19 protein-coding genes are annotated in these 21976 nt (G+C 72.2%); 14 read left to right on the top strand and 5 right to left on the bottom strand.

All coding sequences use genetic code 11. From position 1 onward, the window contains the following. Positions 1-209: 209 nt before the first annotated feature. A complete protein-coding gene (locus AC07AB_RS09835) occupies positions 210-1004 on the top strand; it encodes a phytanoyl-CoA dioxygenase family protein (protein ID WP_478562904.1) in 795 nt (264 codons plus the stop codon). Next, a complete protein-coding gene (locus AC07AB_RS09840) occupies positions 1001-2296 on the top strand; it encodes a glycosyltransferase (RefSeq protein ID WP_478562907.1) in 1296 nt (431 codons plus the stop codon). The genes AC07AB_RS09835 and AC07AB_RS09840 overlap by 4 nt, the downstream gene beginning before the upstream one ends. Before the next feature lie 61 nt (positions 2297-2357). Here the strand turns inward: AC07AB_RS09840 and AC07AB_RS09845 are convergent, their stop codons facing one another. Continuing rightward, positions 2358-2987: a hypothetical protein gene (locus tag AC07AB_RS09845; protein ID WP_478562910.1), complete on the bottom strand. Its 630-nt coding sequence runs from the start codon at positions 2985-2987 to the stop codon at positions 2358-2360. Between the two features lie 169 nt (positions 2988-3156). On the opposite strand from AC07AB_RS09845, the gene AC07AB_RS09850 reads away from it, so the two are divergent. From AC07AB_RS09850 to AC07AB_RS09860, 3 genes are all read left to right on the top strand, one after another. Further along, a complete protein-coding gene (locus AC07AB_RS09850; protein ID WP_478562913.1) occupies positions 3157-4362 on the top strand; it encodes a galactosyltransferase-related protein in 1206 nt (401 codons plus the stop codon). 84 nt (positions 4363-4446) lie between these two features. After that, complete coding sequence (locus tag AC07AB_RS09855; RefSeq protein WP_478562916.1) at positions 4447-6066, top strand: Rieske 2Fe-2S domain-containing protein; 1620 nt, start codon at positions 4447-4449, stop codon at positions 6064-6066. Then, entirely contained in the window at positions 6063-7283 is a 1221-nt protein-coding gene (locus AC07AB_RS09860; RefSeq protein ID WP_478562919.1) for an MFS transporter, read from the top strand. Before AC07AB_RS09855 ends, AC07AB_RS09860 begins: the two co-directional genes overlap by 4 nt. A gap of 90 nt (positions 7284-7373) precedes the next feature. On the opposite strand, the gene AC07AB_RS09865 is transcribed toward AC07AB_RS09860, so the two are convergent. Further along, entirely contained in the window at positions 7374-8204 is an 831-nt protein-coding gene (locus AC07AB_RS09865; RefSeq protein ID WP_478562922.1) for an alpha/beta hydrolase family protein, read from the bottom strand. Positions 8205-8439: 235 nt separating this feature from the next. Here AC07AB_RS09865 and AC07AB_RS09870 point away from each other — a divergent pair, with 235 nt between their 5' ends. From AC07AB_RS09870 to AC07AB_RS09890, 5 genes are all read left to right on the top strand, one after another. Continuing rightward, a complete protein-coding gene (locus AC07AB_RS09870) occupies positions 8440-9225 on the top strand; it encodes a response regulator transcription factor (protein WP_478562925.1) in 786 nt (261 codons plus the stop codon). A gap of 197 nt (positions 9226-9422) precedes the next feature. Further along, positions 9423-10463, top strand: coding sequence for a LacI family DNA-binding transcriptional regulator (locus AC07AB_RS09875; protein WP_478562928.1), 1041 nt, complete (start codon positions 9423-9425; stop codon positions 10461-10463). Between the two features lie 113 nt (positions 10464-10576). Next, positions 10577-11755: a S1C family serine protease gene (locus AC07AB_RS09880; RefSeq protein WP_478562931.1), complete on the top strand. Its 1179-nt coding sequence runs from the start codon at positions 10577-10579 to the stop codon at positions 11753-11755. Between the two features lie 67 nt (positions 11756-11822). Then, positions 11823-12563 carry a response regulator transcription factor gene (locus AC07AB_RS09885; RefSeq protein ID WP_478562933.1) on the top strand — a complete coding sequence of 247 codons (741 nt, stop codon included), beginning with the start codon at positions 11823-11825 and terminating at the stop codon, positions 12561-12563. Then, on the top strand, positions 12560-13972 hold the full coding sequence (locus tag AC07AB_RS09890) for a sensor histidine kinase (RefSeq protein ID WP_478562935.1): 1413 nt from the start codon (positions 12560-12562) through the stop codon (positions 13970-13972). The genes AC07AB_RS09885 and AC07AB_RS09890 overlap by 4 nt, the downstream gene beginning before the upstream one ends. 19 nt (positions 13973-13991) lie before the next feature. Here the strand turns inward: AC07AB_RS09890 and AC07AB_RS09895 are convergent, their stop codons facing one another. The 3 genes from AC07AB_RS09895 to AC07AB_RS09905 form a co-directional block, all read right to left on the bottom strand. Further along, positions 13992-15257 (bottom strand): LmeA family phospholipid-binding protein, encoded by a 1266-nt coding sequence (locus tag AC07AB_RS09895; protein WP_478562937.1) that lies wholly within the window; start codon positions 15255-15257, stop codon positions 13992-13994. Between the two features lie 171 nt (positions 15258-15428). Beyond that, positions 15429-16412, bottom strand: coding sequence for an NAD-dependent epimerase/dehydratase family protein (locus AC07AB_RS09900; protein ID WP_478562939.1), 984 nt, complete (start codon positions 16410-16412; stop codon positions 15429-15431). A 75-nt stretch (positions 16413-16487) separates the two neighbouring features. Beyond that, positions 16488-18305, bottom strand: a complete 1818-nt coding sequence (locus AC07AB_RS09905) for a bifunctional metallophosphatase/5'-nucleotidase (protein ID WP_478562942.1) — start codon at positions 18303-18305, stop codon at positions 16488-16490. Positions 18306-18457: 152 nt separating this feature from the next. Between AC07AB_RS09905 and mshD the strand changes: the two genes are divergently transcribed. From mshD to AC07AB_RS09925, 4 genes are all read left to right on the top strand, one after another. Continuing rightward, positions 18458-19381 carry a mycothiol synthase gene (gene mshD, locus AC07AB_RS09910; RefSeq protein WP_478562944.1) on the top strand — a complete coding sequence of 308 codons (924 nt, stop codon included), beginning with the start codon at positions 18458-18460 and terminating at the stop codon, positions 19379-19381. Between the two features lie 229 nt (positions 19382-19610). Continuing rightward, entirely contained in the window at positions 19611-20039 is a 429-nt protein-coding gene (locus tag AC07AB_RS09915) for a GntR family transcriptional regulator (protein ID WP_478562947.1), read from the top strand. Further along, positions 20036-20968 (top strand): ABC transporter ATP-binding protein, encoded by a 933-nt coding sequence (locus AC07AB_RS09920; RefSeq protein WP_478562950.1) that lies wholly within the window; start codon positions 20036-20038, stop codon positions 20966-20968. Before AC07AB_RS09915 ends, AC07AB_RS09920 begins: the two co-directional genes overlap by 4 nt. Continuing rightward, positions 20965-21954 (top strand): ABC transporter permease, encoded by a 990-nt coding sequence (locus AC07AB_RS09925; protein ID WP_478562953.1) that lies wholly within the window; start codon positions 20965-20967, stop codon positions 21952-21954. Before AC07AB_RS09920 ends, AC07AB_RS09925 begins: the two co-directional genes overlap by 4 nt. The last annotated feature ends 22 nt before the right edge of the window (positions 21955-21976 follow it).

The raw sequence follows: 21976 nt of genomic DNA on the forward strand, positions 1-21976 counted from the left end.
CTCAACCCGCGGACGGCCGCCGAGAGAAATCTTCGCGCCACCGCCATCCATGTGCCGGCCGATAATTCCCGGGCATAGCCATGTGTTGAATTCGGCCTGCCCTTTCGGTGTCCGCCGCGCCATTTTTGCGCGCCATTCCCGCATGTCATCGGTAAATCCCTGAACGTTACATCGGCCCCATCGAGTTCACGTTAAACGAAAGGGTCCTCATGACAGTGAACACTGACCTCACGCTGGCCCAGAAGTTCGAAATGGATGGATTTGTCAGTACCGGTCGTCTGCTCTCCGAGTCAGAGGTCGACATCTACCGGGAGATCTACGACCGCTTCCTGACCGGAGAGATCGAGAGCGGCGACAAGCGCTCCGACCTCGGCTCGCACGTACCGCGCCGGGACGGGGTGCGGGAGAACATCACCCAGATCATGTGGCCGTGCGCCCTCCACAAGCCGCTGCTGGACATGCCCCTGCACGCCCGGGCCCTGGCCGTCGCCAAGGCGCTGATCGGCGACGACGCCGTCCTCGACTTCGACATGCTGATCCACAAGGCCCCGCGCGCCCACGTGCCGACACCGTGGCACCAGGACGCGGCCTACTGGATCGACCTGCCCGACAAGCGGGCCGTGTCGATCTGGGTGGCGCTGGACGACGCCGAGCTCGACAACGGCTGCATGTGGTACGTCCAGGGGTCCCACCGGCAGCCGCTGCGCACGCACTACCCGACCAGCGACGGCAAGAACATCCAGTGCGACTGCTCCGAGGACGAGCCCGGCGCGACCGCCGTGCCGGTCACGGCGGGCGAGTCGATCGCCCACTCGGGCACCACGCTGCACTACTCCCGCGGCAACGCCACGGACTCCGTCCGCCGCGCCTACATCCTCAACTTCCGGCCCGCCGAGATGCTCCGGCTCGAACGGGAGCGGGGCTACGACGTGGGCCTGACGGACAATGTGCGGCTGGTGCGCAACTCCGACGCCGGTGAGCAAGACGGCGGTGGCCGGCGGTGACCCACCCCGATCCGCACCTGGCCGGAATCATCGTGGTGAACGAGAGATACTTCCCCGACGACGAGCAGGTCCCCGCGCATGTCGGCGCGACGTCCTTCGCCCGCTCCGTACTGCGCTGCCTGCAACGGGCCGGCCTCTCCGCCGGGGCGATCCTCTACCAGCGGGACGAGAAGCTGGCCGAACCCCAGGTGCGCCTGGAACGCCGGTCCGGCGTCCTGTGCGCGATCCTCCGGTTCCATTTCGACATGCGCGAGAGCGCGGTGGGCAACGCCATCGCCGAGGCCGCGCACCGCTTGCTGGCCGAGCAGAACATCGACGGCCCGTCGATGCTCTACTACCAGACGGACGCGCTGCTGGGGTTCCACCCCGAGGAACTCCCGTGCTGTGTGACCCACCACGGCCCGTTCGTCTACGACTTCATCGGGACCTTCCCCGCGGTGGCGACCGGATGGGCCTTCGGCGACGCCGACAAGGCGCTGCATCTGCTGAAGTACCAGGAGCTGGGCCTGGACAAGATGCGGTCCAGCGACCGGATGTTCGTGCTTCAGCACTCGCATCTGCAACGCAGACACCTGGTCAGCCGGGGCGTCGACGAGCGGCGCATCCTCGCGGTCCGCCCGCCCATCCCGCTGCTGGACGCGACCGAGTTCCTTGAGGACGAGGCGCTGCGCGACTTCGTCGACGACGCCGAGCTCCTCGTGTTCACCGCGGTGGCGCGACTGGACTACTTCAAGAACATCGAACTCCTCGTCGACGCCGGTGTGCGGGCGCGCAGCCGCGGCGTTCCGGTGCGGATCCTGGTCGTCGGCGACGACCGCGACGACGACGCCGTGCGGGAGCGGCTGCGGGCTCGCGTACCGGCGGAGCACCTCGCGGACTTCATGGCCGTCGGCAGGATCTCCAAGCCCCAACTCCACGCGCTGTTCCACCGGGTGAAGGCGAACGGTGTGTTCGTCTGCCCCTCGCGCTACGAAACGCTGGGCATCACCCCGCTGGAGGCCGCGCTCTCCGGCGTCTGCACCCTGATGACCGATTCGGACACGGTCGAGGCGCGCAGGTTCTTTCCGGCCGCCCAGCGGTTCGCACCCAGCAGAGACGGCCTGGCCGATGCGATCGAGCGGATGTACACCAGCCACCTGGGGATCGAGCAGCTGGGCAAGGAACTCCAGGGCAGCATCTCGGCCGAGATATCCGAGGAGAACTTCGAGCGGGACGCGCTCAGCGCCTGGGGCCACTTCTCCCGCGCGGCGCTGCGGCTCACCGCCCGGCCCGTGGCGGACCCGGTGTCCTGAGGGCCGCCGCGGACGCGGAGGGTCCGGCCCGGCGCGGCGGCCCCCGGCGGTCGGCGGCCGGTCAGCTCGGCTCGTACCAGTCGGTCATGGCCCGGTACTCCGCGGCCGGCCCGTCGTCCCGCGAGGTCCAGATGCCGGTGGCGTTCTCCTGCTCCCAGTCCCGGTGCCGGGCGTTCACCGCGTCGACGAAGTCCGCGGCCAGCCGGGCCGCTTCGTGGAGGTCCTGATCGGTGTGCTGCCCGCTCGCGCCGACGATCTGACCGCGTACCTCCGCCGAGTGGCCGTAACGGAAGGCGCCGGCGCCGAGCAGATGAGGATCGATATGGACGGCCTCGCCGTTGTTGCGGCCCAGCCTGCGGTGGGCGCCGGCCTTGGCCGCCGCGTTCGGCAGGAAGGAGTGGCCGCCGTCGCCGACGCAGACCACCCCGAGGACCGCTTCCTCATTGGGCGTCCAGGGGCCCGCGGTGGCGTCCATCAGGACGAAGCCCATCGCGGCCCGGGGGTAGACGCCGCGCGGCGCGCGCGCGTCGTCGGCGGTGTGCTGGGCCCCGATGCCCGCGGCCCGGAGCAGCCCCACTTCCAGCAGTACGGCGTCGAGCCCGGCGTCGTCGAGCGCGTAGCTGTAGGGGTTCCGGCGGTGTGCCACCTGGACCTTCAGACCTTCGGGCGAGACGGCTGCGGCACCGGTCATACCAACCTCCATGGGCGGATTCGGAGTTGAGGACGCACCGATGCGATCACGGGCGGACGAAGACCGCCTATGACCGAGATCACGTCTCCCGCTGAACCCGCCGCCCATGCGCTTACGGGGCGCGGCACCGCCGTGCCCCGAACTCCACCGAACACCAAGGGAATCCGACATGACACGTATGACTCAGGGCGTTCCGGCGAAGGTCGCGGAGCGGCTCGCCGACCACGCGGCCCTCTCCGTCGACCAGGGCGCCCGAGAGATCAGCGCCACGTCCTGGGAGCTGAGCGAGCCGCACGTGGCCGAGGCGGTGAAGCGCCTGGAGCGGCTCGCGGCGGACGACGCGAAGGTGGCGGCGGCGCACGCGCGGCTGCGGAACGAGCCGACGAGCCCGGCCGCGCACGCCGAGCTGACCGGCGCGCTCACCGCGCTGCTCGACCCCCGCCCCCAGGACAGCGCCGAGCTCGGCGCCTGGCTGGACGAGACCGAGCAGCGGACCGATATGGGGTACCACGTCGGCGCCGCGTACACCTCCGACGCGGCACCCGCCGATCTTCCCGCGGTCCGCGCGTGGGCGGCTGCCCGCACGGGCGGCCGCCCGGCCCCCGGCGGGCACGAACTGCTGGTGGTGGTGCCGTTCAGGGACGGCGACGAGGGCCGCCGCATGCGCAATCTGCTCTCGTGCCTGCTGGCCCTGGGCGACCAGTCGCTGAGCGCCGACCGGTACGCGGTGACCGTGGTCGAGGCCGACGACCGGCCGCGCTGGCGGGAGACGATCGCCCCGCACGCCAACCACTATGTGCACGCCCCCACCAGCGGGCTGTTCAACAAGTCTTGGACGATGAACGTGGGCGTGACCAACACCCCGGGCGAGCCGGGCTATGTGTGCATGCTCGACGCGGACGTACTGCTCGACCGCGACTTCCTGGAGCGCAACCTGGAGCGCATCGCGGCCGGCGATCACGCCGCCCACCTGCCGTACCACCGGGGCGGTCTGCTCGCCCTCGACGACCCCTCCAGCGACCGGGCGCTCCTGCGCCGTCTCGGCCAGGGCCACGCGACCCCCGACCGGCGGGAGCTGCGCGGCCAGCTGCTGCTGGCCGCCCCGGGAGCCAGCGTCTGGGCGGACGCCGGGCTCTACCACCGCATCGGGGGCTTCGACGAGCGGTTCGCCGGCTGGGGAGGCGAGGACGACGACTTCGTGGAGCGGCTGAGCCGGCACGGCGACTTCGTCCGCTTCGACGACACGGTGATGCACCTGAACCACCCCCGGCCCGCGATGCGCGTCGAGGGGCGCGCCTTCAACGCCCATGTGGAGATGGGGACCTGGGACGGCTCGGAGGGCTACGGGCTGATCGACGCCTACGCCGCCGTCTGACGCCCCGGCCGTCCTGCACACCCCAGGGGCCCCTTCGGGGGCCCTCCCTAGCTGATCTGTTTTGGAGTGCGAACAATGCGCATCATGTCGACCGGCCATGCGGGACTGATGGTGGAGACGGAAGCGGGCAGCGTCCTGTGCGACCCCTGGTTCAACGCCGCCTACTACGGGTCGTGGTTCCCCTTCCCCGACAACTCGGGGCTGGACCCGTCCGTCCTCGGCCAGGCCGATTACCTCTACGTATCCCATCTGCACCGGGACCACTTCGACCCGGAGTGGCTGCGTCGGCACATGTCGAAGCGGGCGACGGTGCTGCTGCCCGACTACCCCGTGCCCGATCTGCGCGACGCGCTGGAGGACCTCGGCTTCCGGTCCTTCGTCCAGACCCGGGACAACGAGGTGACGGAGCTGGACAGCGGCCTGCGCGTCCTGATCAGTACGGTCACGAGCCCGGCCGACGGGGAGATCGGGGACTCCTCCATCGCGCTGGACGACGGCACGGTGCGGATCTTCAACCAGAACGACGCCCGGCCCGTGGAGAACGGACCGATCGAGGCGTTCGGCCCGCTCTCCGGGCACTTCCTCCAGTACTCCGGCGCGATCTGGTTCCCGATGGTCTACGAGTTCCCGGAACGGATGAAGTCCACGCTGGGCCGGCGCAAACGCAGAAACGGGATGGAGCGGGCGCTCCGCTACATCAACCAGTACGACGCCGCGCATGTCTTCCCGTTCGCCGGTCCGCCGTGCTTCCTGGACGACGACCTGTTCCACATGAACGACTTCGAGAACACCGATGACAACACCTTTCCCGACCAGATGGCCTTCCTGGAGTTCCTGTCGGAGCAGGGCTACCGCAAGGGGCACCTCTTCCTGCCGGGCACCGTGGTCGAGCTCGGGGGCGACGGGCACTGCGCCATCGAGCAGCTGCCGCAGGACGTCATCGACGACATCTACCTGGACCGGAAGGGGTATCTGGAGCGCTACCAGGCGCGTTCGCGTCCCAAGCTGACCGCCGAGCGCGCCTCCTGGCCCAAGGACTCCAGCGATCTGTTCGGCCAACTCACCGAATGGGTCGACCCGTTGCTCTCCCGCGCCGACCACATCTGCGCGGGCGTCAACGGCCGGGTGCTCTTCGAGATCCTCCCGGACGGCGGGGGCGAGGAAGGGGAGTCGGAGCACATCGTCTTCGACTTCCTGGAACGGCGGGTGAAGCGCTGGGCGGGGGAGGAGTGCCGCTACACCTTCCGCGTCGCGCGCCCCCTCGTCGAGGACCTGGTGCGCGGCCGGGAGCAGGACTGGGTGAACCACCTGTTCCTCTCCTGCCGGTTCGCCGCGAACCGCAGGGGCACGTACAACGAATACGTCTTCAGCTTCCTCCAGGCGATGTCCCCCCAGCGGCTGGAGTACATGGAGCGGTACTACGCGGAGCGGGACGGGGTGGGCAGCCTCGCCCGCGCCGGGGACTACGTGGTGCAGCGGCAGTGCCCGCACCTCGGCGCCGACCTGGAGCGCTTCGGCGTCGTGGAGGACGGCGTCCTCACCTGCCAACTGCACGGCTGGGAATTCGACTTGGCCACCGGAACCTGCCTGACCAGCGATGACCGCAAGCTCTTCAGTGAGTACGATCCTGCTCGGGCCGAGAGCGATCTGCCCTCGATACCCGTACTCGACCAGCCCACAGCCGATGACAGGAGCAATGTGTGATCTCCAGGGAACGGCTGGCGATATCGGGGCTGTTCGCCGTCCACGGCGCGGTGACGGGCAGTCTGGCGTCCCGCATACCGGCGCTCGCCGGAGAGCTGGACGTCTCGCCGGGCCCGCTGGGCCTGGCCCTGCTGATGCAGGCGGTGGGCGGACTGCTGACGATGCCCTTCGCGGGCCGTCTCGTGTACCGGCTCGGCGGCCGTCTCGGCGCCCGGCTGCTGGTCACGCTCTGGTGCGCCGCGCTGGCGCTGCCCGCGCTCGCGCCCGGACTCCTCACGCTGGGCGCGGCCTTCCTGCTCTTCGGCATGGCCGCGGGCGTCTCGGACGTGGCGATCAACGCGCAGGGGGCGCGGGTCGAGGAGCGGCTGGGCAAGTCGATCATGTCCAGTCTGCACGGGCTGTGGAGCCTGGGGAGCTTCCTCGGCGCGGGCATCGGCGCGCTGATGGCGGGCCTCCAGGTGGACTACCGGACGCACCTGCTGGTCGTCGCCGCCGTCCTGGCGCTGCTCGCACCGCTGCTGGGCAGCGGACTGCCGGCCGACAGCGCGGCGCGGGGAGCCGCCAAGGCGCCCGCGCCGCCGAAGTTCTCGCTGCCCACGGGCGTGGTGCTGCTGCTGGGGCTGCTGGCCTTCTGCGCCGCCTTCGCCGAGGGCTCGGCCGTCAACTGGTCGGCCATCTACCTGGACAAGGTCACCGGCGCCGACGAGGCGGTCGCCGCCGCCGCGTACACGATGTTCGCCTGCACCATGTCGGTGATGCGGTTGAGCGGGGACCTGGTCGTGGGCAGGTTCGGTCCCGTCCGCACGGTCCGGGTCGGCGGGGCCGTCTCCGCCTGCGGCGGGGCGCTGATCGTCTTCGCCGACAGCCCCGTCATGGCCTATCCGGGCTTCGCGATGCTGGGCCTGGGGATCGCCGTGGTCGTGCCGCTCGCGTTCTCGGCCGCCAGCCGGACCGGGCAGAACCCCGGGCAGGCGATCGCGGGCGTGGCCACGGTGTCGTACGGATCGAGCCTGGCGGCCCCCGCGATCGTCGGCGGCATCGCGGACGCCGTGAACCTCCAGGCCGCGTTCGTGCTCATCACCCTCCTCGTCGCGTGCATCTCCGCGGGCGCGGGGCTGATGCGCACCGCCGCGGTGGGCCGGCCCCCGCAGCGGGACCGGGACCTTGACCGGGACCTCGGCCTGGACCTGGACGTACAAGCCGGGGAGAAGACGTGAACGGCGCCTCGGCCCCACCGGGCGGGCCGGGGCGGTTCGCGGTCCGGGGCCTCGCGTCGGCCGTGGTCCGGGCGGGCGCCCCGCCGCTCCTCACGCGTGCTCCGTGACCCACCCCGCGATGCGGCCCAGCAGCTCCGTGCTCGCCGCGTTCTCCGCGTGGCCGAAGCCCGGTTCGATCCACAGCTCCGTGCTGGCCGGATCGGCCGCCGCCGCCAGCATGCGGGGATGGTCCAGCGGGAAGTACGGGTCCAGGTCCCCGTGCACGATCAGCAGCGGCGTCGGTGCGATCATCGGGGCCGCCGCCACGGGAGAGAGCGGCACCGGGTTCCAGTCCTCGGAGTGGACGCGGGTGCGCAGCCCGTACCGTGACACGAGCCGGCCCGCGGGCCGCGTCACCACCCAGTGCAGCCGCCGCATCGGCGCGGTGCCGCGGTAGAACCAGCGGGCGGGGGCGCTCACCGCCACCGCTATGTCCGTACGCGCATCCGTGCGCCCCTCGCGCTCCGGTTCGTAGAGGGCGGCGTGGCGCAGCACCACCGAGCCGCCCATCGAGAAGCCCACGGTCGCCACGCGCCGGTACCCCAGCCCCCGCGCCCAGCGGACCGCGGCGGCCAGGTCCAGTACCTCCCGGTCGCCGACCGTGGACCGGCCGCCCGAGCCGCCGTGTCCCCGGAACGAGAATGTGATCACGGACGCGACCTGTGCGAACGCCGCCGCGGCGCGCCGCAGCGCGGGCCGCTCCAGCGCGCCCGTGAAACCGTGCGCGAGCACGACCGCGAGCCCCTTCGCCGGGCCCGCCCCGGGCTCGTACACGGCTTGGAGCCGGACTCCGTCGGTTGTCAACAGCGCGACGTGCCGAACACTCGAAGTGATCGATGGAACACAAGACTGTGCAAAATCGCCCGGGGCCTCCGAAGTCATGTGGGCTATTCTGCTGGGCAGGAGGATCCGGGCAACGTAGCCCCCGGGTCCTTTTGTGCTTTCGACCATGCGAAGCGTGGATGAACGCACGGGACCGCACCACCGTAAAGAGCAGTGCCGCATACTCCCCCGGCCGAGGCCGGCAGGTACCCCCTCGCAGGGACCTAGGAGGAACCGACGTAATGGGCAAACGAAGCGTGCAGGACCGTCCGGATACCAGGGCAGGTGGCAGCCGGTGAGCTCGCTACTGCTCCTGACCAACGCCCTCCAGCCGTCGACGGAGGTGCTCCCCGCGCTGGGCCTGCTGCTGCACAGCGTCCGGGTCGCCCCCGCCGAGGGGCCGGCCCTCGTGGACACCCCCGGCGCCGACGCCATACTCATCGACGGCCGACGCGACCTCCCGCATGCGCGCAGCCTCTGCCAGCTGCTGCGCTCCACCGGGCCGGGCTGTCCGCTGATCCTCGTGGTGACCGAGGGCGGGCTCGCCGCCGTCACCGCCGACTGGGGCGTCGACGACGTCCTCCTCGACACCGCCGGGCCGGCCGAGGTCGAGGCGCGGCTGCGCCTCGCGACGGGCCGCCGGCAGATCACCGGCGACGACAGTCCGATGGAGATCCGCAACGGCGATCTCTCGGTCGACGAGGCCACGTACAGCGCGAAGCTCAAGGGCCGGGTCCTGGACCTGACCTTCAAGGAGTTCGAGCTGATCAAGTACCTCGCCCAGCACCCGGGCCGGGTCTTCACCCGCGCCCAGCTGCTCCAGGAGGTGTGGGGCTACGACTACTTCGGCGGCACCCGCACCGTGGACGTGCACGTACGACGGCTGCGGGCCAAGCTCGGCCCCGAGCACGAGTCCCTGATCGGGACCGTGCGCAACGTCGGCTACCGCTTCGTCGTCCCGGAGAAGGCCGAGCGCGCCGCCGCCGAGGAGGCCGCCAAGGCGAAGGCCGACGGCCGGGCGCGTACGGACGCGGAGCCGCGGGCCGAGCGGCCCGAGCCGGTGAGCCAGGCCAGGCGGTGAGAGTCCGCGTCATCTCCCCGGTCGGATCGGCGTGCGCGCCGGACGCCCGGCCGGGGATATGGCACCGGCCCTGAACCGGGCGGTGACCGGGCGTCGGCGCCCGTGCCGGACAGGGCCGGGCGGGGGCCTCGGGGCGGGCCCCGTACCCCGGTCGCCGGGCGGCGTGTTCAGCCATTCAGCCGCGTAGACTGCCGCGCGTGGCCAAGGTGACGCGGGACGACGTGGCACGGCTGGCGGGGACTTCGACCGCGGTCGTCAGCTATGTCATCAACAACGGACCGAGGCCGGTCGCCCCGGCCACTCGGGAGCGGGTACTCGCGGCGATCAAGGAACTCGGCTACCGGCCGGACCGGGTCGCGCAGGCGATGGCCTCGCGGCGTACGGACCTCATAGGGCTGATCGTGCCCGACGCCCGCCAGCCGTTCTTCGCGGAGATGGCGCACGCCGTCGAGCAGGCCGCGGCCGAGCGCGGGAAGATGGTGCTCGTCGGCAACTCCGACTACCTCGACGAGCGCGAAGTGCACTACCTGCGCGCGTTCCTGGGGATGCGGGTGTCCGGGCTGATCCTCATCAGCCAGGGCCCGAGCGAGCACGCCGCGGCGGAGATCGACGCCTGGGAGGCGCGGGTGGTGCTGATGCACCGCCGCCCGGACGCCATCGACGACGTGGCCGTCGTCACCGACGACGTCGGCGGGGCGCAGCTCGCCACCCGGCACCTGCTGGAGCACGGCCATCCGTACGTGGCGTGCCTCGGCGGCACCGAGAAGACCCCGACGATCGGTGACCCGGTGACGGACCACGTCGAGGGGTGGCGGCGGGCCATGCGCGAGGCCGGCCAGCCGCTGGAGGGGCGGCTCTTCCAGGCCCCGTACAACCGCTATGACGCCTACATCGTCGCGCTGGAGCTGCTGGCCGGCCCGGACCGGCCGCCCGCCATCGTGTGCGCCACCGACGACCAGGCCATCGGGGTGCTGCGCGCCGCCCGCGAGCTGCGCATCGACGTGCCGGGGGAGCTGGCCGTGGCCGGGTTCGACGATGTGAAGGAAGCCGCGCTGACGGACCCGCCGCTGACGACGGTCTCCTCGGACCGTACGGCCATGGCGCGGGCGGCCGTGGACCTGGTCCTGGACGAGGGGCTGCGGGTGGCCGGGTCGCGGCGGGAGCGGCTCAAGCAGTTCCCGTCGGCGCTCGTGGTGCGCCGCTCCTGCGGGTGCGGGGGCCGACCGGAGGCCCGGTAGCGGTCCCGCGCCCGACCCTGGTTCCAGATCTTTATTTCGGGCATACCTACTTCTGTCGGGCTTCTCAGTAAGCCCTCAGACAGTTCTCATGATTCGAGAGCAAAGTCATACCCATGACCGAAAGCCACCGCCCCAGCGGTTCCCAGGACCCCTATCAGCAGCAGCCTTCCGGTTACCCCGAGACCCCGGCGCACACGCCGGAGCAGCCCGAGCAGCCCCCGCGGCCCCCGTACTACGGGCCGTCCCCGCAGTACGGGCAGCACGGGCAGCCGGTCACCACGGCGACCGGTGTGACCGTGTGGCCCGCCGGCGGCAGTGGCGGCAGCGGTGAAGGCGGCGGCCACGGGGGTCCCGGCGGCGCCGCGTTCCACGGTGATGGCTCTCCGGCCGCGGGCGCCGCGCCCGCCCCCGTCCGGCGCGGCGCCCGCAAAACCGTCGGCCTGCTCTCCGCCGTGGCCCTGGCCGCGGCGGTGGTCGGCGGCGGCACGGCCGCGCTGGTCGGCGAATTGACGAACACCTCGTCGAGCAGCAGCGCCGCGATGCCCGTGGCCAACGCGGCCACCAAGAGCAGCGGCGTCGCCGCCGTCGCCAAGGCCGTCTCCCCGAGCATCGTGGAGGTCCAGGCCACCACGGCCTCCGGGCAGTCCACCGGCTCCGGGGTGGTGGTCACGGCGAGCGGCGAGATCGTCACCAACAACCACGTCGTCTCCGGCGCGGACACCGTCAAGGTCAAAACCAGCGACGGCGCCACCCGGACGGCCGATGTCGTCGGCACCGATCCCGACAAGGACCTCGCGCTCCTCAAGACGCGGGACACCAAGAACCTCAAGCCCGCCTCGCTCGGCGACTCCAGCAAGGTCCAGGTCGGCGACGACGTCGTCGCCATCGGCTCGCCGGAGGGCCTGACCGGCACGGTCACCAGCGGCATCGTCTCCGCCCTCAACCGCGACGTCACCGTCGCCAAGGAACCGGGCAAGGGGCAGGAGCAGCAGGGGCCCGGCGGCGGGGGCGAGCGGCAGTGGCCGTTCGAGTTCGGCGGCAACCAGTACAACGGCGACACCGGCTCCTCCAAGACGACCTACAAGGCCATACAGACCGACGCCTCGCTCAACCCCGGCAACTCCGGCGGCGCCCTCATCAACATGAACGGCCAGATCGTCGGCATCAACTCGGCCATGTACCCCACCGGTTCGTCCGCGAGCGAATCCGGCTCCGCCGGCCTCGGCTTCTCGATACCCATCAACACCGTCAAGGCGGACCTCGCCAAACTGCGCAGCGGCGGGAACGGCTGACCGCGACATCGTGCGACGCTTGCGAACGCCCAGTGAGCCCGCCCTTGTCACACCGTGAGGTAACCCGATGAGCCCCGCCGAACACGGCGACCAGCCCGCCCGCATCCTGATCGTCGACGACGAGCCGGCCGTCCGCGAAGCGCTCCGCCGCAGCCTCGCCTTCGAGGGGTACGGCACCGAGCTGGCCGTGGACGGCCTCGACGCGGTCGAGAAGGTCGCCGGCTACGACCCCGAGCTGATCGTCCTCGACGTCCTCATGCCCCGCATGGACGGCCTGACCGCGGCCCGGCGGCTGCGCGCGAACAAGATCACCGTGCCGATCCTGATGCTGACCGCCCGCGACACCGTCGGCGACCGGGTCACCGGCCTCGACGCCGGCGCCGACGACTACCTGGTCAAACCCTTCGAGCTGGACGAACTGCTGGCCCGCATCCGGGCCCTGCTGCGCCGCAGCTCGTACGCCGCCGCGTCCGACGCCGGCCACGGCGAGGACGACGACGTGCTCTCCTTCGGCGACCTGCGGATGAACCCGACCACCCGCGAAGTGGTACGCGGCTCCCGGCACGTGGAGCTGACCCGCACGGAGTTCACCCTGCTGGAGATGTTCCTCGCCCACCCCCGCCAGGTCCTCACCCGGGAGCAGATCCTCAAGGCGGTCTGGGGCTTCGACTTCGAACCGTCCTCCAACTCCCTCGACGTCTACGTGATGTACCTGCGCCGCAAGACGGAGGCCGGCGGGGAGGCGCGGCTCGTGCACACCGTGCGCGGTGTGGGGTACGTGCTCCGGTCCGACGGCGGCGCCGAATGACGACACCGGCGGCGCGCCGGTTCAACCGGCTGCCCTTGCGCTCCCGGCTGGCCATCCTGACGGCGGCGGCCGTCGCGGTCGCGGTGGCGGCCTCCGCGTTCGGCTGCTGGTTCCTGACGCGGACCCAGTTGCGGGACGAACTGGACAGCTCGCTGCAGAGCGCCACCGTCGAGGGCGGCTACATCCAGGAAGCCGCGATCAGATGCCGCTCCGAACAGTCCACGGGCAATGACAAAGGGCCCCCGGTCGTGGCCGCTATGCAGGTGGTCCAGCCCGACGGAACCCGCTGCATCGGGCAGTGGTCACAGGCTGTGAAGGTGGCGACCGCGGACATCGCGGTCGCGCAGGGGCTGGAGCGGAGCGCACTGCACGACGGCACCACCGACAAGGGCGAGCCCGTCCGGGTGCTCACGCGGAACTTGGTCGTCGCCGACAGGCAGTACACCGTCTCCATCTCCCGGCCGCTCAGCGAGATCGACGGCGCGCTCAACCGGCTGGCCCTGCTCCTCGTCGCCGTCGCCGGGGTCGGCGTCGTCGGCGCGGCGACCGCCGGGCTGTGGGTCGCGCGCTCCGGGCTGCGCCCCGTGGACCGGCTGACCGGCGCCGTCGAGCACATCGCCCGCACCGAGGACCTGGCCGTACGCATCCCCGTCGAGGGCGAGGACGAGATCGCCCGGCTCTCCCGCTCCTTCAACTCGATGACCGCCGCCCTCGCCTCCTCGCGCGACCGCCAGCAGCAGCTGATCGCCGACGCGGGGCACGAACTGCGCACCCCGCTCACCTCGCTGCGCACCAATATCGACCTGCTGGCCCGCAGCGAGGACACCGGCCGGGCGATCCCGCCCGAGGACCGCAAGGAGCTGCTGGCCAGCGTGAAGGCGCAGATGACGGAGTTGTCCGAGCTGATCGGCGACCTCCAGGAGCTGTCCCGCCCGGACGCCGCGCCGGGCAGCGGACCGTTGCAGGTGGTGGCGTTGCACGAGGCGGCCGAACGGGCGGTGCGGCGGGCCCGGCTGCGCGGCACGGGGATCACCGTCAACGCGGAGCTTGAGACCTGGTACGTACGGGCCGAACCCGCCGCGCTGGAGCGGGCGCTGGTGAACCTGCTGGACAACGCGGTGAAGTTCAGCCCGGTGGGCGGTGTCGTGGACGTCGCGCTGCACAAGGGCGAGCTGACCGTACGGGACCGGGGGCCGGGCATCCCCGCCGACGACCTCCCGCACGTCTTCGAGCGGTTCTGGCGCTCGCCGTCCGCCCGCAGCCTGCCCGGCAGCGGGCTGGGCCTGTCGATCGTGGCCCGTACCGTCCAGCAGGCGGGCGGCGAGGTGGCGCTGCGCGGGGCGGAGGGCGGCGGGACGGTGGCGTCGCTGCGCATTCCGGGGGCGCCCACGGAGCCGCCCGCTCTGTAGCGGGCGGGGTCTCGCGCGGTTACTTCTTCGCGTCGCCGAACGGCAGGTCCGAGCCCACCAGGTCCGCGCGGATGCCGTCCCGTTCGACCTTGATGTTCCGCAGGTGCAGGTCCTTCGCCTCCTTGGGGAGCTGGAAGGCGAGGGACAGCCGGTCCGAGAGCTCCGGCGGCTTGAGGCTCATCACCCCGGAGATCAGCTTCGGGTCGATGCCGACCTTCTCCAGCAGCCACGGGTGGTCCACGACCACGTCCACCAGGTTGACCTTCATCAGCTTGTCGACGAAGCGCGGCGCCCCGGTCAGCTGGTGCAGCCGGTCCTGGTTGTGCAGCGCGGCCTTGACCGTGCCGTGCGGCACGCCGAGCCGGTCGACGATGGCGGGCACCGACAGCATCGCCTTCGCGCGCGCCGCGTCCCGGCTGATCCGGTCGGCCAGCTCCCGGTGCAGGCGGAGCCCCTCGTGCTTGCCGGGCCGGTAGGCGGCCACGCCGGGCATGTCGAGGACCATGCCGTCGATGTCGGTGGAGACGCCGCGGTCGCCCTCGCGGCGGACGTGCGCCTCGGCCTCGACGTGCAGTTCCTGCCCGGCGACGGTCAGCTTGCCGTCGGCGCGGACGGAGTTGTCGCCGCGGTCGCTGAACTTCACCTGCGACGCGCCGAGCTCGCGGTTCATGTCCTCGAAGGTCAGGAGCACGTCGCCGTCCATGTTCCCGATGACCGCGCCGCGCACGGACGTCGGCAGGTCGCCGATGATCCGTACGTCCTTGGCGGCCGCCCGTACCTTCGCGAGCGAGACGCGGTCGGCGGCGACGTCCGGGATCGTGACGTCCACTTCTTTCAGGCGCTTGTCGAAGACCTGGGTGAGGAACGGGAAGCCCTGGATGTCCACTTCGGGCGCGGTCGCGAGGTGCAGCTCCTGCTGGAGCTTGTGCTGCGCCTGCTTCTCCGCGTACATCACCGCGCAGCGGTCGGCGAGCAGGGCGAAGGCGGCGCAGAAGAGGGCGGTGAACACCAGCTTCACGGTGATGGGGACAGCCGCGAACCGCTTGCGGCCGCGGCCGCCGCGCCGGTGCACCGGCGGCGACCACTCGTCTTCGGAGCCGTCGGAGTGCTGCTCGTCGTCGTAGCGCAGGCCGAGGCGGAGCGGGTCGTCCTCGGGTCCGGCGAGTGCGCCGAGTTCGTCGTAAGGGTTGGTGTACGGGCGGGGGGTCGGATCGTCGTGCGGTGAGCGGGGGGAGCGCGCGACGGGGTCATGGGGAGGGTTGGGTATGCGTGTGGGGGAGCGCATCGGGCCATCCCACCATGCTTGATCCCCTCGAACGCAAGTCCTGTCGGCGGTACGTACGGAATCAACGCCATTTCTGACCGGCTGGCCGGCCGCCACAGTGGGCGCCCGGCTACGGGCCGTCAGCGGCCGGGCGCGCGGCCTCCCGCGCGCCCTCACGCTCCGGTGACCTGGTCAGATCCCCAGGATCGCCGCTTCCTTCTCCGGGGAGACGCCCTTGACCGGGCGGTCCGAGCGCTGCGGCGCGGCGCCGGGCAGGGACTGGAGCCAGGTCCAGGTGTCGGCCACCGTCTCGCCCACCGGGCGGCAGCGCAGCCCGGCGGCGATCGCCTTGACCGCGCCTCCGGTGTGGATGGTGTCGTGGAGCTCGCCCGGCGGCAGCCAGACGGGCAGTTCGATCCACGGCTCGACGCCCGCGGCGAGGATCGTCTCCGGATCGGTCCAGCGCAGTTCGGCCCCGCCGCCGGTGACGCGCGCGCAGGCGTCGAGGAGTTCGCCCATCGTGGCGTGGCCCGGCGGGCTCACCAGGTTGTACGGGCCGCCGAGCCCCCGCTCGACCGCGTCCAGGGTCCAGCGGGCGAGGTCGCGGGGATCGATGAACTGCACACCCGAGTCCCGCGGCCCGGGGGCCAGGACGGGGCCGCCGCGCGCCATCCGGTCCAGCCACCACGGCAGCCGGCCGACGTTCTCCCAGGGGCCGAGGATCAGCCCGGCCCGTACCAGCAGCGCCCGGTCGCCGAAGGCCGCGAGGGCGGCCAGCTCCCCGCCCCGCTTCGCCTCCGGGTACTCGACGTCGCCGGCGTCGGGCGAGCCGTCCACCAGCGCGCCGCTCTCGTCCAGCCCCGGCGCGCAGGGGTGCCGGTAGACGGACCGGCTGGAGATGTAGGCGTAGCGCGCGACGCGGTCGGCGAGCAGCAGGGCCGCGTCCCGTACGGCCGAGGGCGCGCCCGCCCAGGTGTCGACGACGGCGTCCCACTCACCCTCGGCGAGCCCGGCCAGGCCGCCCTCGGCGGTCCGGTCGCCGAGCACGGCGGTGACGCCCGGCGGCGGGGCGTGGCGGCCGCGGTGGAACACGGTCACCTGCCACCCCCGCGCCAGCGCCTCCTCCGTGACGGCCCGGCCCACGAATTCCGTTCCACCCAGTATCAGCAGCCTCATGGAGGCGACTCTGCCCGACGGCGGTGTGGTACGGAAGTGGCCCATGCTCTCAGCGCAATCGCGAGGAGAACGGCGTCACGTGACGACGGTGATGCGGTCCGCCGGCGGCGGGGTCAGCGGTGCGGACGGTGTGGAGTGTGCTTTGAGGTAGGCCACGAAGAGATCGAGGTCGGACGCGCCGACGAGTCTGTTCTTCCCCTCCTTGAAGGCGGGGAAGCCGTCGCCGCCTCCGGTGAGGAACTCGTTCATCGCCACCCGGTAGGTCCGGGACGGGTCGATCGCCGCGCCGCCCAGCTTGACGGAGCCGGTCACGACGCGGTCCGCGCCCGACTTGGTGAGGTCGAGGGTGTAGGTGAGGCCCTTCGAGATCTGGAGGATCTTCGGCTGCGCCGCGTTGGCACCGCTGACCTGCTGTTGCAGGGCGGCGACGACCTGGGCGCCGGTGAGGTCCACGGTGGTCATCATGTTGGTGAAGGGCTGGACCGTGAACGCCTCGCCGTAGGTGACGACGCCGTCGCCCTCGCCGCCCGACGCCTTGTGGGCGAGGTCGGAGCGGATGCCGCCGGGGTTCATGAAGGCGATCTGAGCGCCGCCCTTGCCGTCCGGGGCCAGCCCTTCGAGCTGGGCGTCGGCGATGACGTCGCCGAGCGGTTTCTCGTACGCGGCCGAGCCCCGCCCGTCGATGTCCGCGGAGATGTAGCCGACGGGCTGGTCGGCGACGGGCGCGGCCAGCTTGTTCCAGCGGGCCAGCAGCGAGGTCATGTCCGGGGCCTTCGGCTGCGTGCGGTCCACGACGTGGTTGACGGCCTTCGGGCCGCGCACGCTGGTGCGGACGATGTCGCCGCCGCGCCGGTCGTAGGTGAGCGTCGTGTCCGTGTACAGCCGGCCGAAGGAGGCGGCGGAGGTCACGGTGCGCGGGGTGCCGGAGGGGTCCGGGATGGTGCAGGCGTACGCCTGGTGGGTGTGGCCGGTGACGAGCGCGTCGACCCGTGGCGTGACGTGCTTGGCGATGTCGGCGATGGGCCCGGAGATGCCGTCGCCGGGGCCGGGGCTGTCGCAGTCGTAGTTGTAGGAGGACGAGGCCGGCAGGCCGCCCTCGTGGATGAGGGCGACGATCGACTTCACGCCCTGGCGGTTCAGCTCCTTGGCGTACTTGTTGATCGTCTCGACCTCGTCGTGGAACGTGAGCCCCTTGACGCCCTCCGCCGTGACGACGTCCGGCGTGCCTTCCAGCGTGACGCCGATGAAGCCGATCCGGACGCCCTTGTGCTTCCAGACGGTGTACGGCTTGAGGATGGGGCGGCCGGTCTTCTCGTCGGTGACGTTGGCGGCGAGATAGGGGAAGTCGGCGCCCTTGAAGGTCTTGCCCTTCTCGAAGCAGCCGTCCTTGGGGTGGCAGCCGCCGCGCTGCATGCGCGTCAGCTCGGCCCGGCCCTCGTCGAATTCGTGGTTGCCGACGGAGGTCACGTCGAGGCCGAGCCGGTTCATCGCCTCGATGGTCGGCTCGTCGTGGAAGAGCCCCGACAGCAGCGGGCTCGCCCCGATCATGTCGCCGGCGGCGGCGGTCACGGAGTAGGGGTGCCCCTGGCGGGCCGTACGCAGGGAGTGGGCGAGGTACTCCACGCCGCCCGCGGGCACCGGCTTCGCGGTGCCGTCGGGCTGCCGCTCGGTGACGGTGCCGGAGGCGCCCTGCGGGGGTTCGAGGTTGCCGTGCAGGTCGTTGAAGGAGAGCAGCTGCACGTCGACGGTGTGCTGGGGCCGGTGCCGCGCGGCGGGCGCGCTGTCGGCGCCGGCCGGGGCGGCGGCGGAGAGCACGCCGGCGGTGGCGGCGAGCGCCGCCGCGGCGGCCATGAGTCTTCGGGCCGGGCGCTTCCGTTGCGGTGTGGCGGCCATGGGTCCCCCTCGTGGGCGGCGGGGCGAGTGCGTCCAAGTGGGCGGCAGCTTACGGTCCGCGCGCGTAGCCCGACAGGAGGAACGGGTTACGGGACCGTTGCCGCCCGTCGACGCAGAGGGGGCGCGCGGCGTCGCCGCCGTAGGCTCGTTCCATGAGCGACATGGTGAACGAGACGACCGGCGAGCGCCGGATCGAGGTGCTGGAAGAGCTCGCGCCGCAGACGGCACAGGCCGTGCTCGACCTGGTGGAGGAGGCGGCCCGTGCGGACGGGCAGTCCGCCGTCTCCGAGCAGGGGCGGCTGCACCTGCGCGGCCGGCGGGCCGGGGTGCGGCATCTGCTGCTGTGGGCCGGGGGCGGGGAGCTCGTCGGATACGGGCAGCTGGAGGACGCGGACCCGGTGGAGGCCCCTTCGGCGGAGCTGGTGGTGCGCCCCGGGCGCCGGGGGAGGGGCCACGGCCGGGCCCTGGGGAGCGCGCTGCTGCGGGAGTCCGGCAAGCGGCTGCGGGTGTGGGCGCACGGCGGCCACCCGGCGGCCCGGCACCTGGCGCAGGTGCTCGGGCTCGCCCTCTTCCGCGAACTGCGGCAGCTGCGGCGGCCGCTCGGCGACCTGGAGATCGGCGAGCCGGCCCTGCCGGCCGGGGTGTCCGTACGGGCCTTCCGGCCCGGCGAGGACGACGCGGCGTGGCTGGCGGTGAACGCGGCGGCCTTCGCGCACCACCCCGAGCAGGGCTCGCTGACGCAGCGGGACCTGGACGACCGCAAGGCGGCCGACTGGTTCGATCCGAAGGGGTTCTTCCTCGCGGAGCGGGACGGGCAGATCGTCGGGTTCCACTGGACGAAGGTGCACGCGGCCGAGGGGCTCGGCGAGGTGTACGTGCTCGGGGTGCGGCCGGGCGCGCAGGGCGGCGGGCTCGGCAAGGCGCTGACCGCGGTCGGGCTGCGGCACCTGGCTGCCGAGGGGCTGCCGACGGCGATGCTCTACGTCGACGCGGACAACGTGCCCGCGGTCACGGTCTATGAGGGGCTCGGGTTCGTGACGCACGAGACTGACCTGATGTACCGGACGGAGACCTGAGCGCGGGCGGTATCCGGCGGGGGCGGGGCGGGGCCTGTACGGGCGGCCGCGCCCTCGTACGGGTACCCGTCCCGGCCGTACGGGCTTGTACGGGTGCCCGCCCCCGTACGGCTTAGCGGCCCCGCAGGCCGGCCCGCGCCCGTACGGCTCTGCGGCCCCGCGCCCGTTTGACACCGGGCAGTGCCACACATCACCCTTTCACTAGGCAAATAGTGGAAGGGTGATGTGCGTGGTCGAGTTCCGCATCGACCGGCGGAGCGGAGTCGCCACCTATCTGCAGATCGTCCAGCAGACCAAACAGGCGCTCCGGCTGGGGCTGCTCGCCCCCGGCGACAAGCTGCCCACCGCCAAAGAGGTCGTCGCGGCCACCGCCATCAACCCCAACACCGTTCTCAAGGCGTACCGGGAGCTGGACCGCGAGGGGCTGGTGGAGGCGCGCCCCGGCCTGGGGACCTTCGTGCGCCGGTCGCTCGCCCGGGCGGGGGCCGCCGCCGACTCGCCGCTCCGCGCCGAGCTGGCCGACTGGATGGGCCGCGCCCGCGCCGCCGGGCTCGACCGGGAGGACGCGGCCGCGCTGGCCATGTCCGTACTGGAAGCGGAATTCGACGATGGCAGCCCGTCGCCCGCACCGAACGCTGTGACCGAAGGAACCGGATGACCGACCTGACCTACCAGCCGGACCGGACCGCCGTGGAGGCGGTCGGGCTGGGCGTGAAGCACTGGCGCGGCCGGGCCCTGCGCGACTGCTCCTTCCGGCTTCCCACCGGCCGCGTCTGCGCGCTCGTCGGCCCCAACGGCGCGGGCAAGTCCACGCTGCTGGCGCTGGCCGCGGGGCTGCGGCGGCCGACCGAGGGCAGGATCGAGATCTTCGGCCGCGAACCCGCCGACCCCGGCCTGCGGCCCCGCGTCGGCTACCTCGCCCAGGACAAGCCGCTCTACCCGTACCTCACCGTCCGCGAGACGCTGCGGGTGGGCCGCGAGCTGAACCCGGGACGCTGGGACCAGGCCACGGCGGAACGCATCCTGGGCGAGGGGCACGTGCCGTTCGGCCGGCGGGTGGCCGCCCTCTCCGGCGGCCAGCGGACCCGCGTCGCACTCGCCCTCGTCTTCGCCAAACGCCCCGAGATCCTGCTGCTGGACGAGCCGATGAGCGACCTCGACCCGCTCGTGCGGCACGAGATGACGGCCGCCCTGATGACCGAGGCCGCGGAGCACGCCACCACCGTCGTGATGTCCTCGCACGTCCTCGCCTCCCTCGACGGGGTCTGCGACTACCTGCTGCTGATAGCCGGCGGCCGGGTGCGGCTCGCGGGCGAGGTGGAGGACCTGCTCGCCACCCACTCCCTGGTCGTCGGCCGCAGCGACGGCGTGGCGCGCCCGGCGGAACTGGCGCCGCACACCGTCATCGAGTCGCGCACCACGGGCCGCCAGCTCACCGCGCTCGTCCGGTCCGAGGGCCCGGTCGCCGGCCCCTGGGAGGCCGTCGAACCGTCCCTGGAGGAACTGCTCCTCGGCTATCTGCGCTCGCCCGCCGCCCCGTGCCTGTTCACCCCCAGTGCCGAGCCGCGCGTCCGGAGGGCGGCATGACGACGACGATGACCGAGACCGCGCCGCACACCGCCCCGGACCCGCACCGTTCGCCGGTGCGCGGGGTCACCTGGCTGGTACTGCGCCAGCACCGGCTCACCCTGTGGATCTCGGCGGTCCTCTTCCTCGCGCTCGTCATCGAGCTGGTGTGGCTGCGCACCGCGATGACGGACTACGTACGTACGACCATGAAGCACTGCGCCGGGGCCGACACGGACTGCGTCACGGACGCCCTGAGGTTCCAGACGCAGTACGGCGATCTGCTGTACGCGACCGGGCGGTTCATCGGGTTCCTGCCGCTGCTGTTCGGCCTGTTCGTGGCCGGGCCGGTGGTCGCCCGCGAGCTGGAGAGCGGCACGTACCAGCTGGCCTGGACGCAGTCCGTCTCCCCGATGCGCTGGTTCGCGGCCAAGCTGGCGCTGCCGGCCGTGGCCGCGGTGACCGGCGTCACGGCGCTGAGCGCGCTGCACACCTGGGCCTGGTGGCCGGTCCAGGACCTGCTCCCCGGCCAGCGCTGGTACCAGGGCTTCGACACGCTCGGCATCGTGCCCGTCGCGTACGCGCTGCTCGGCATCGCCGTCGGCGCGGTGGCGGGGCTGCTGATCCGGCGCACGCTCGTCTCGATGGCCGTGACACTGGTCGTCTTCACGGCGCTGACCTGGGCCGTCGGGGCGCTGCGCCCGCACCTGGCGGGGTCCCTCACGAAGGTCGGCAAGGACCTCCCGACCCTGAACAGCATGGACTGGGGGTGGCGGCACGGCTACGTCACCGCGAGCGGCGGCCACCTGCCGGAGGAGACGTGTCCGGGCCGCTCGGCCGTATGGGACCAGTGCCTCGCCGATCACCACGTGATCGGCGAGTTCCGCGACTACCACCCCTTCTCGCAGTTCTGGTCGCTCCAGTGGACGCAGGCGGCGCTGATCGCCGTACTCGCCGCGCTGACCGCCTGGTTCGCGGTGCGCTGGATGCGGCGCGGCCGCCGCTGACACGGGCTCCGGGGGCGACGCT

Source organism: Streptomyces sp. NPDC044033, assembly GCF_056434425.1.

What these genes read in the sequence shown, in the direction of transcription:
- AC07AB_RS09835 (WP_478562904.1), top strand. Translation starts at nt 210, where the DNA reads ATGACAGTGAACACTGACCTCACGCTGGCCCAGAAGTTCGAAATGGAT.
- AC07AB_RS09845 (WP_478562910.1), bottom strand. Translation starts at nt 2,987, where the DNA reads ATGACCGGTGCCGCAGCCGTCTCGCCCGAAGGTCTGAAGGTCCAGGTG.
- AC07AB_RS09850 (WP_478562913.1), top strand. Translation starts at nt 3,157, where the DNA reads ATGACACGTATGACTCAGGGCGTTCCGGCGAAGGTCGCGGAGCGGCTC.
- AC07AB_RS09855 (WP_478562916.1), top strand. Translation starts at nt 4,447, where the DNA reads ATGTCGACCGGCCATGCGGGACTGATGGTGGAGACGGAAGCGGGCAGC.
- AC07AB_RS09865 (WP_478562922.1), bottom strand. Translation starts at nt 8,204, where the DNA reads ATGACTTCGGAGGCCCCGGGCGATTTTGCACAGTCTTGTGTTCCATCG.
- AC07AB_RS09880 (WP_478562931.1), top strand. Translation starts at nt 10,577, where the DNA reads ATGACCGAAAGCCACCGCCCCAGCGGTTCCCAGGACCCCTATCAGCAG.
- AC07AB_RS09885 (WP_478562933.1), top strand. Translation starts at nt 11,823, where the DNA reads ATGAGCCCCGCCGAACACGGCGACCAGCCCGCCCGCATCCTGATCGTC.
- AC07AB_RS09890 (WP_478562935.1), top strand. Translation starts at nt 12,560, where the DNA reads ATGACGACACCGGCGGCGCGCCGGTTCAACCGGCTGCCCTTGCGCTCC.
- AC07AB_RS09895 (WP_478562937.1), bottom strand. Translation starts at nt 15,257, where the DNA reads ATGCGCTCCCCCACACGCATACCCAACCCTCCCCATGACCCCGTCGCG.
- AC07AB_RS09900 (WP_478562939.1), bottom strand. Translation starts at nt 16,412, where the DNA reads ATGAGGCTGCTGATACTGGGTGGAACGGAATTCGTGGGCCGGGCCGTC.
- AC07AB_RS09905 (WP_478562942.1), bottom strand. Translation starts at nt 18,305, where the DNA reads ATGGCCGCCACACCGCAACGGAAGCGCCCGGCCCGAAGACTCATGGCC.
- mshD (WP_478562944.1), top strand. Translation starts at nt 18,458, where the DNA reads ATGAGCGACATGGTGAACGAGACGACCGGCGAGCGCCGGATCGAGGTG.
- AC07AB_RS09920 (WP_478562950.1), top strand. Translation starts at nt 20,036, where the DNA reads ATGACCGACCTGACCTACCAGCCGGACCGGACCGCCGTGGAGGCGGTC.
- AC07AB_RS09925 (WP_478562953.1), top strand. Translation starts at nt 20,965, where the DNA reads ATGACGACGACGATGACCGAGACCGCGCCGCACACCGCCCCGGACCCG.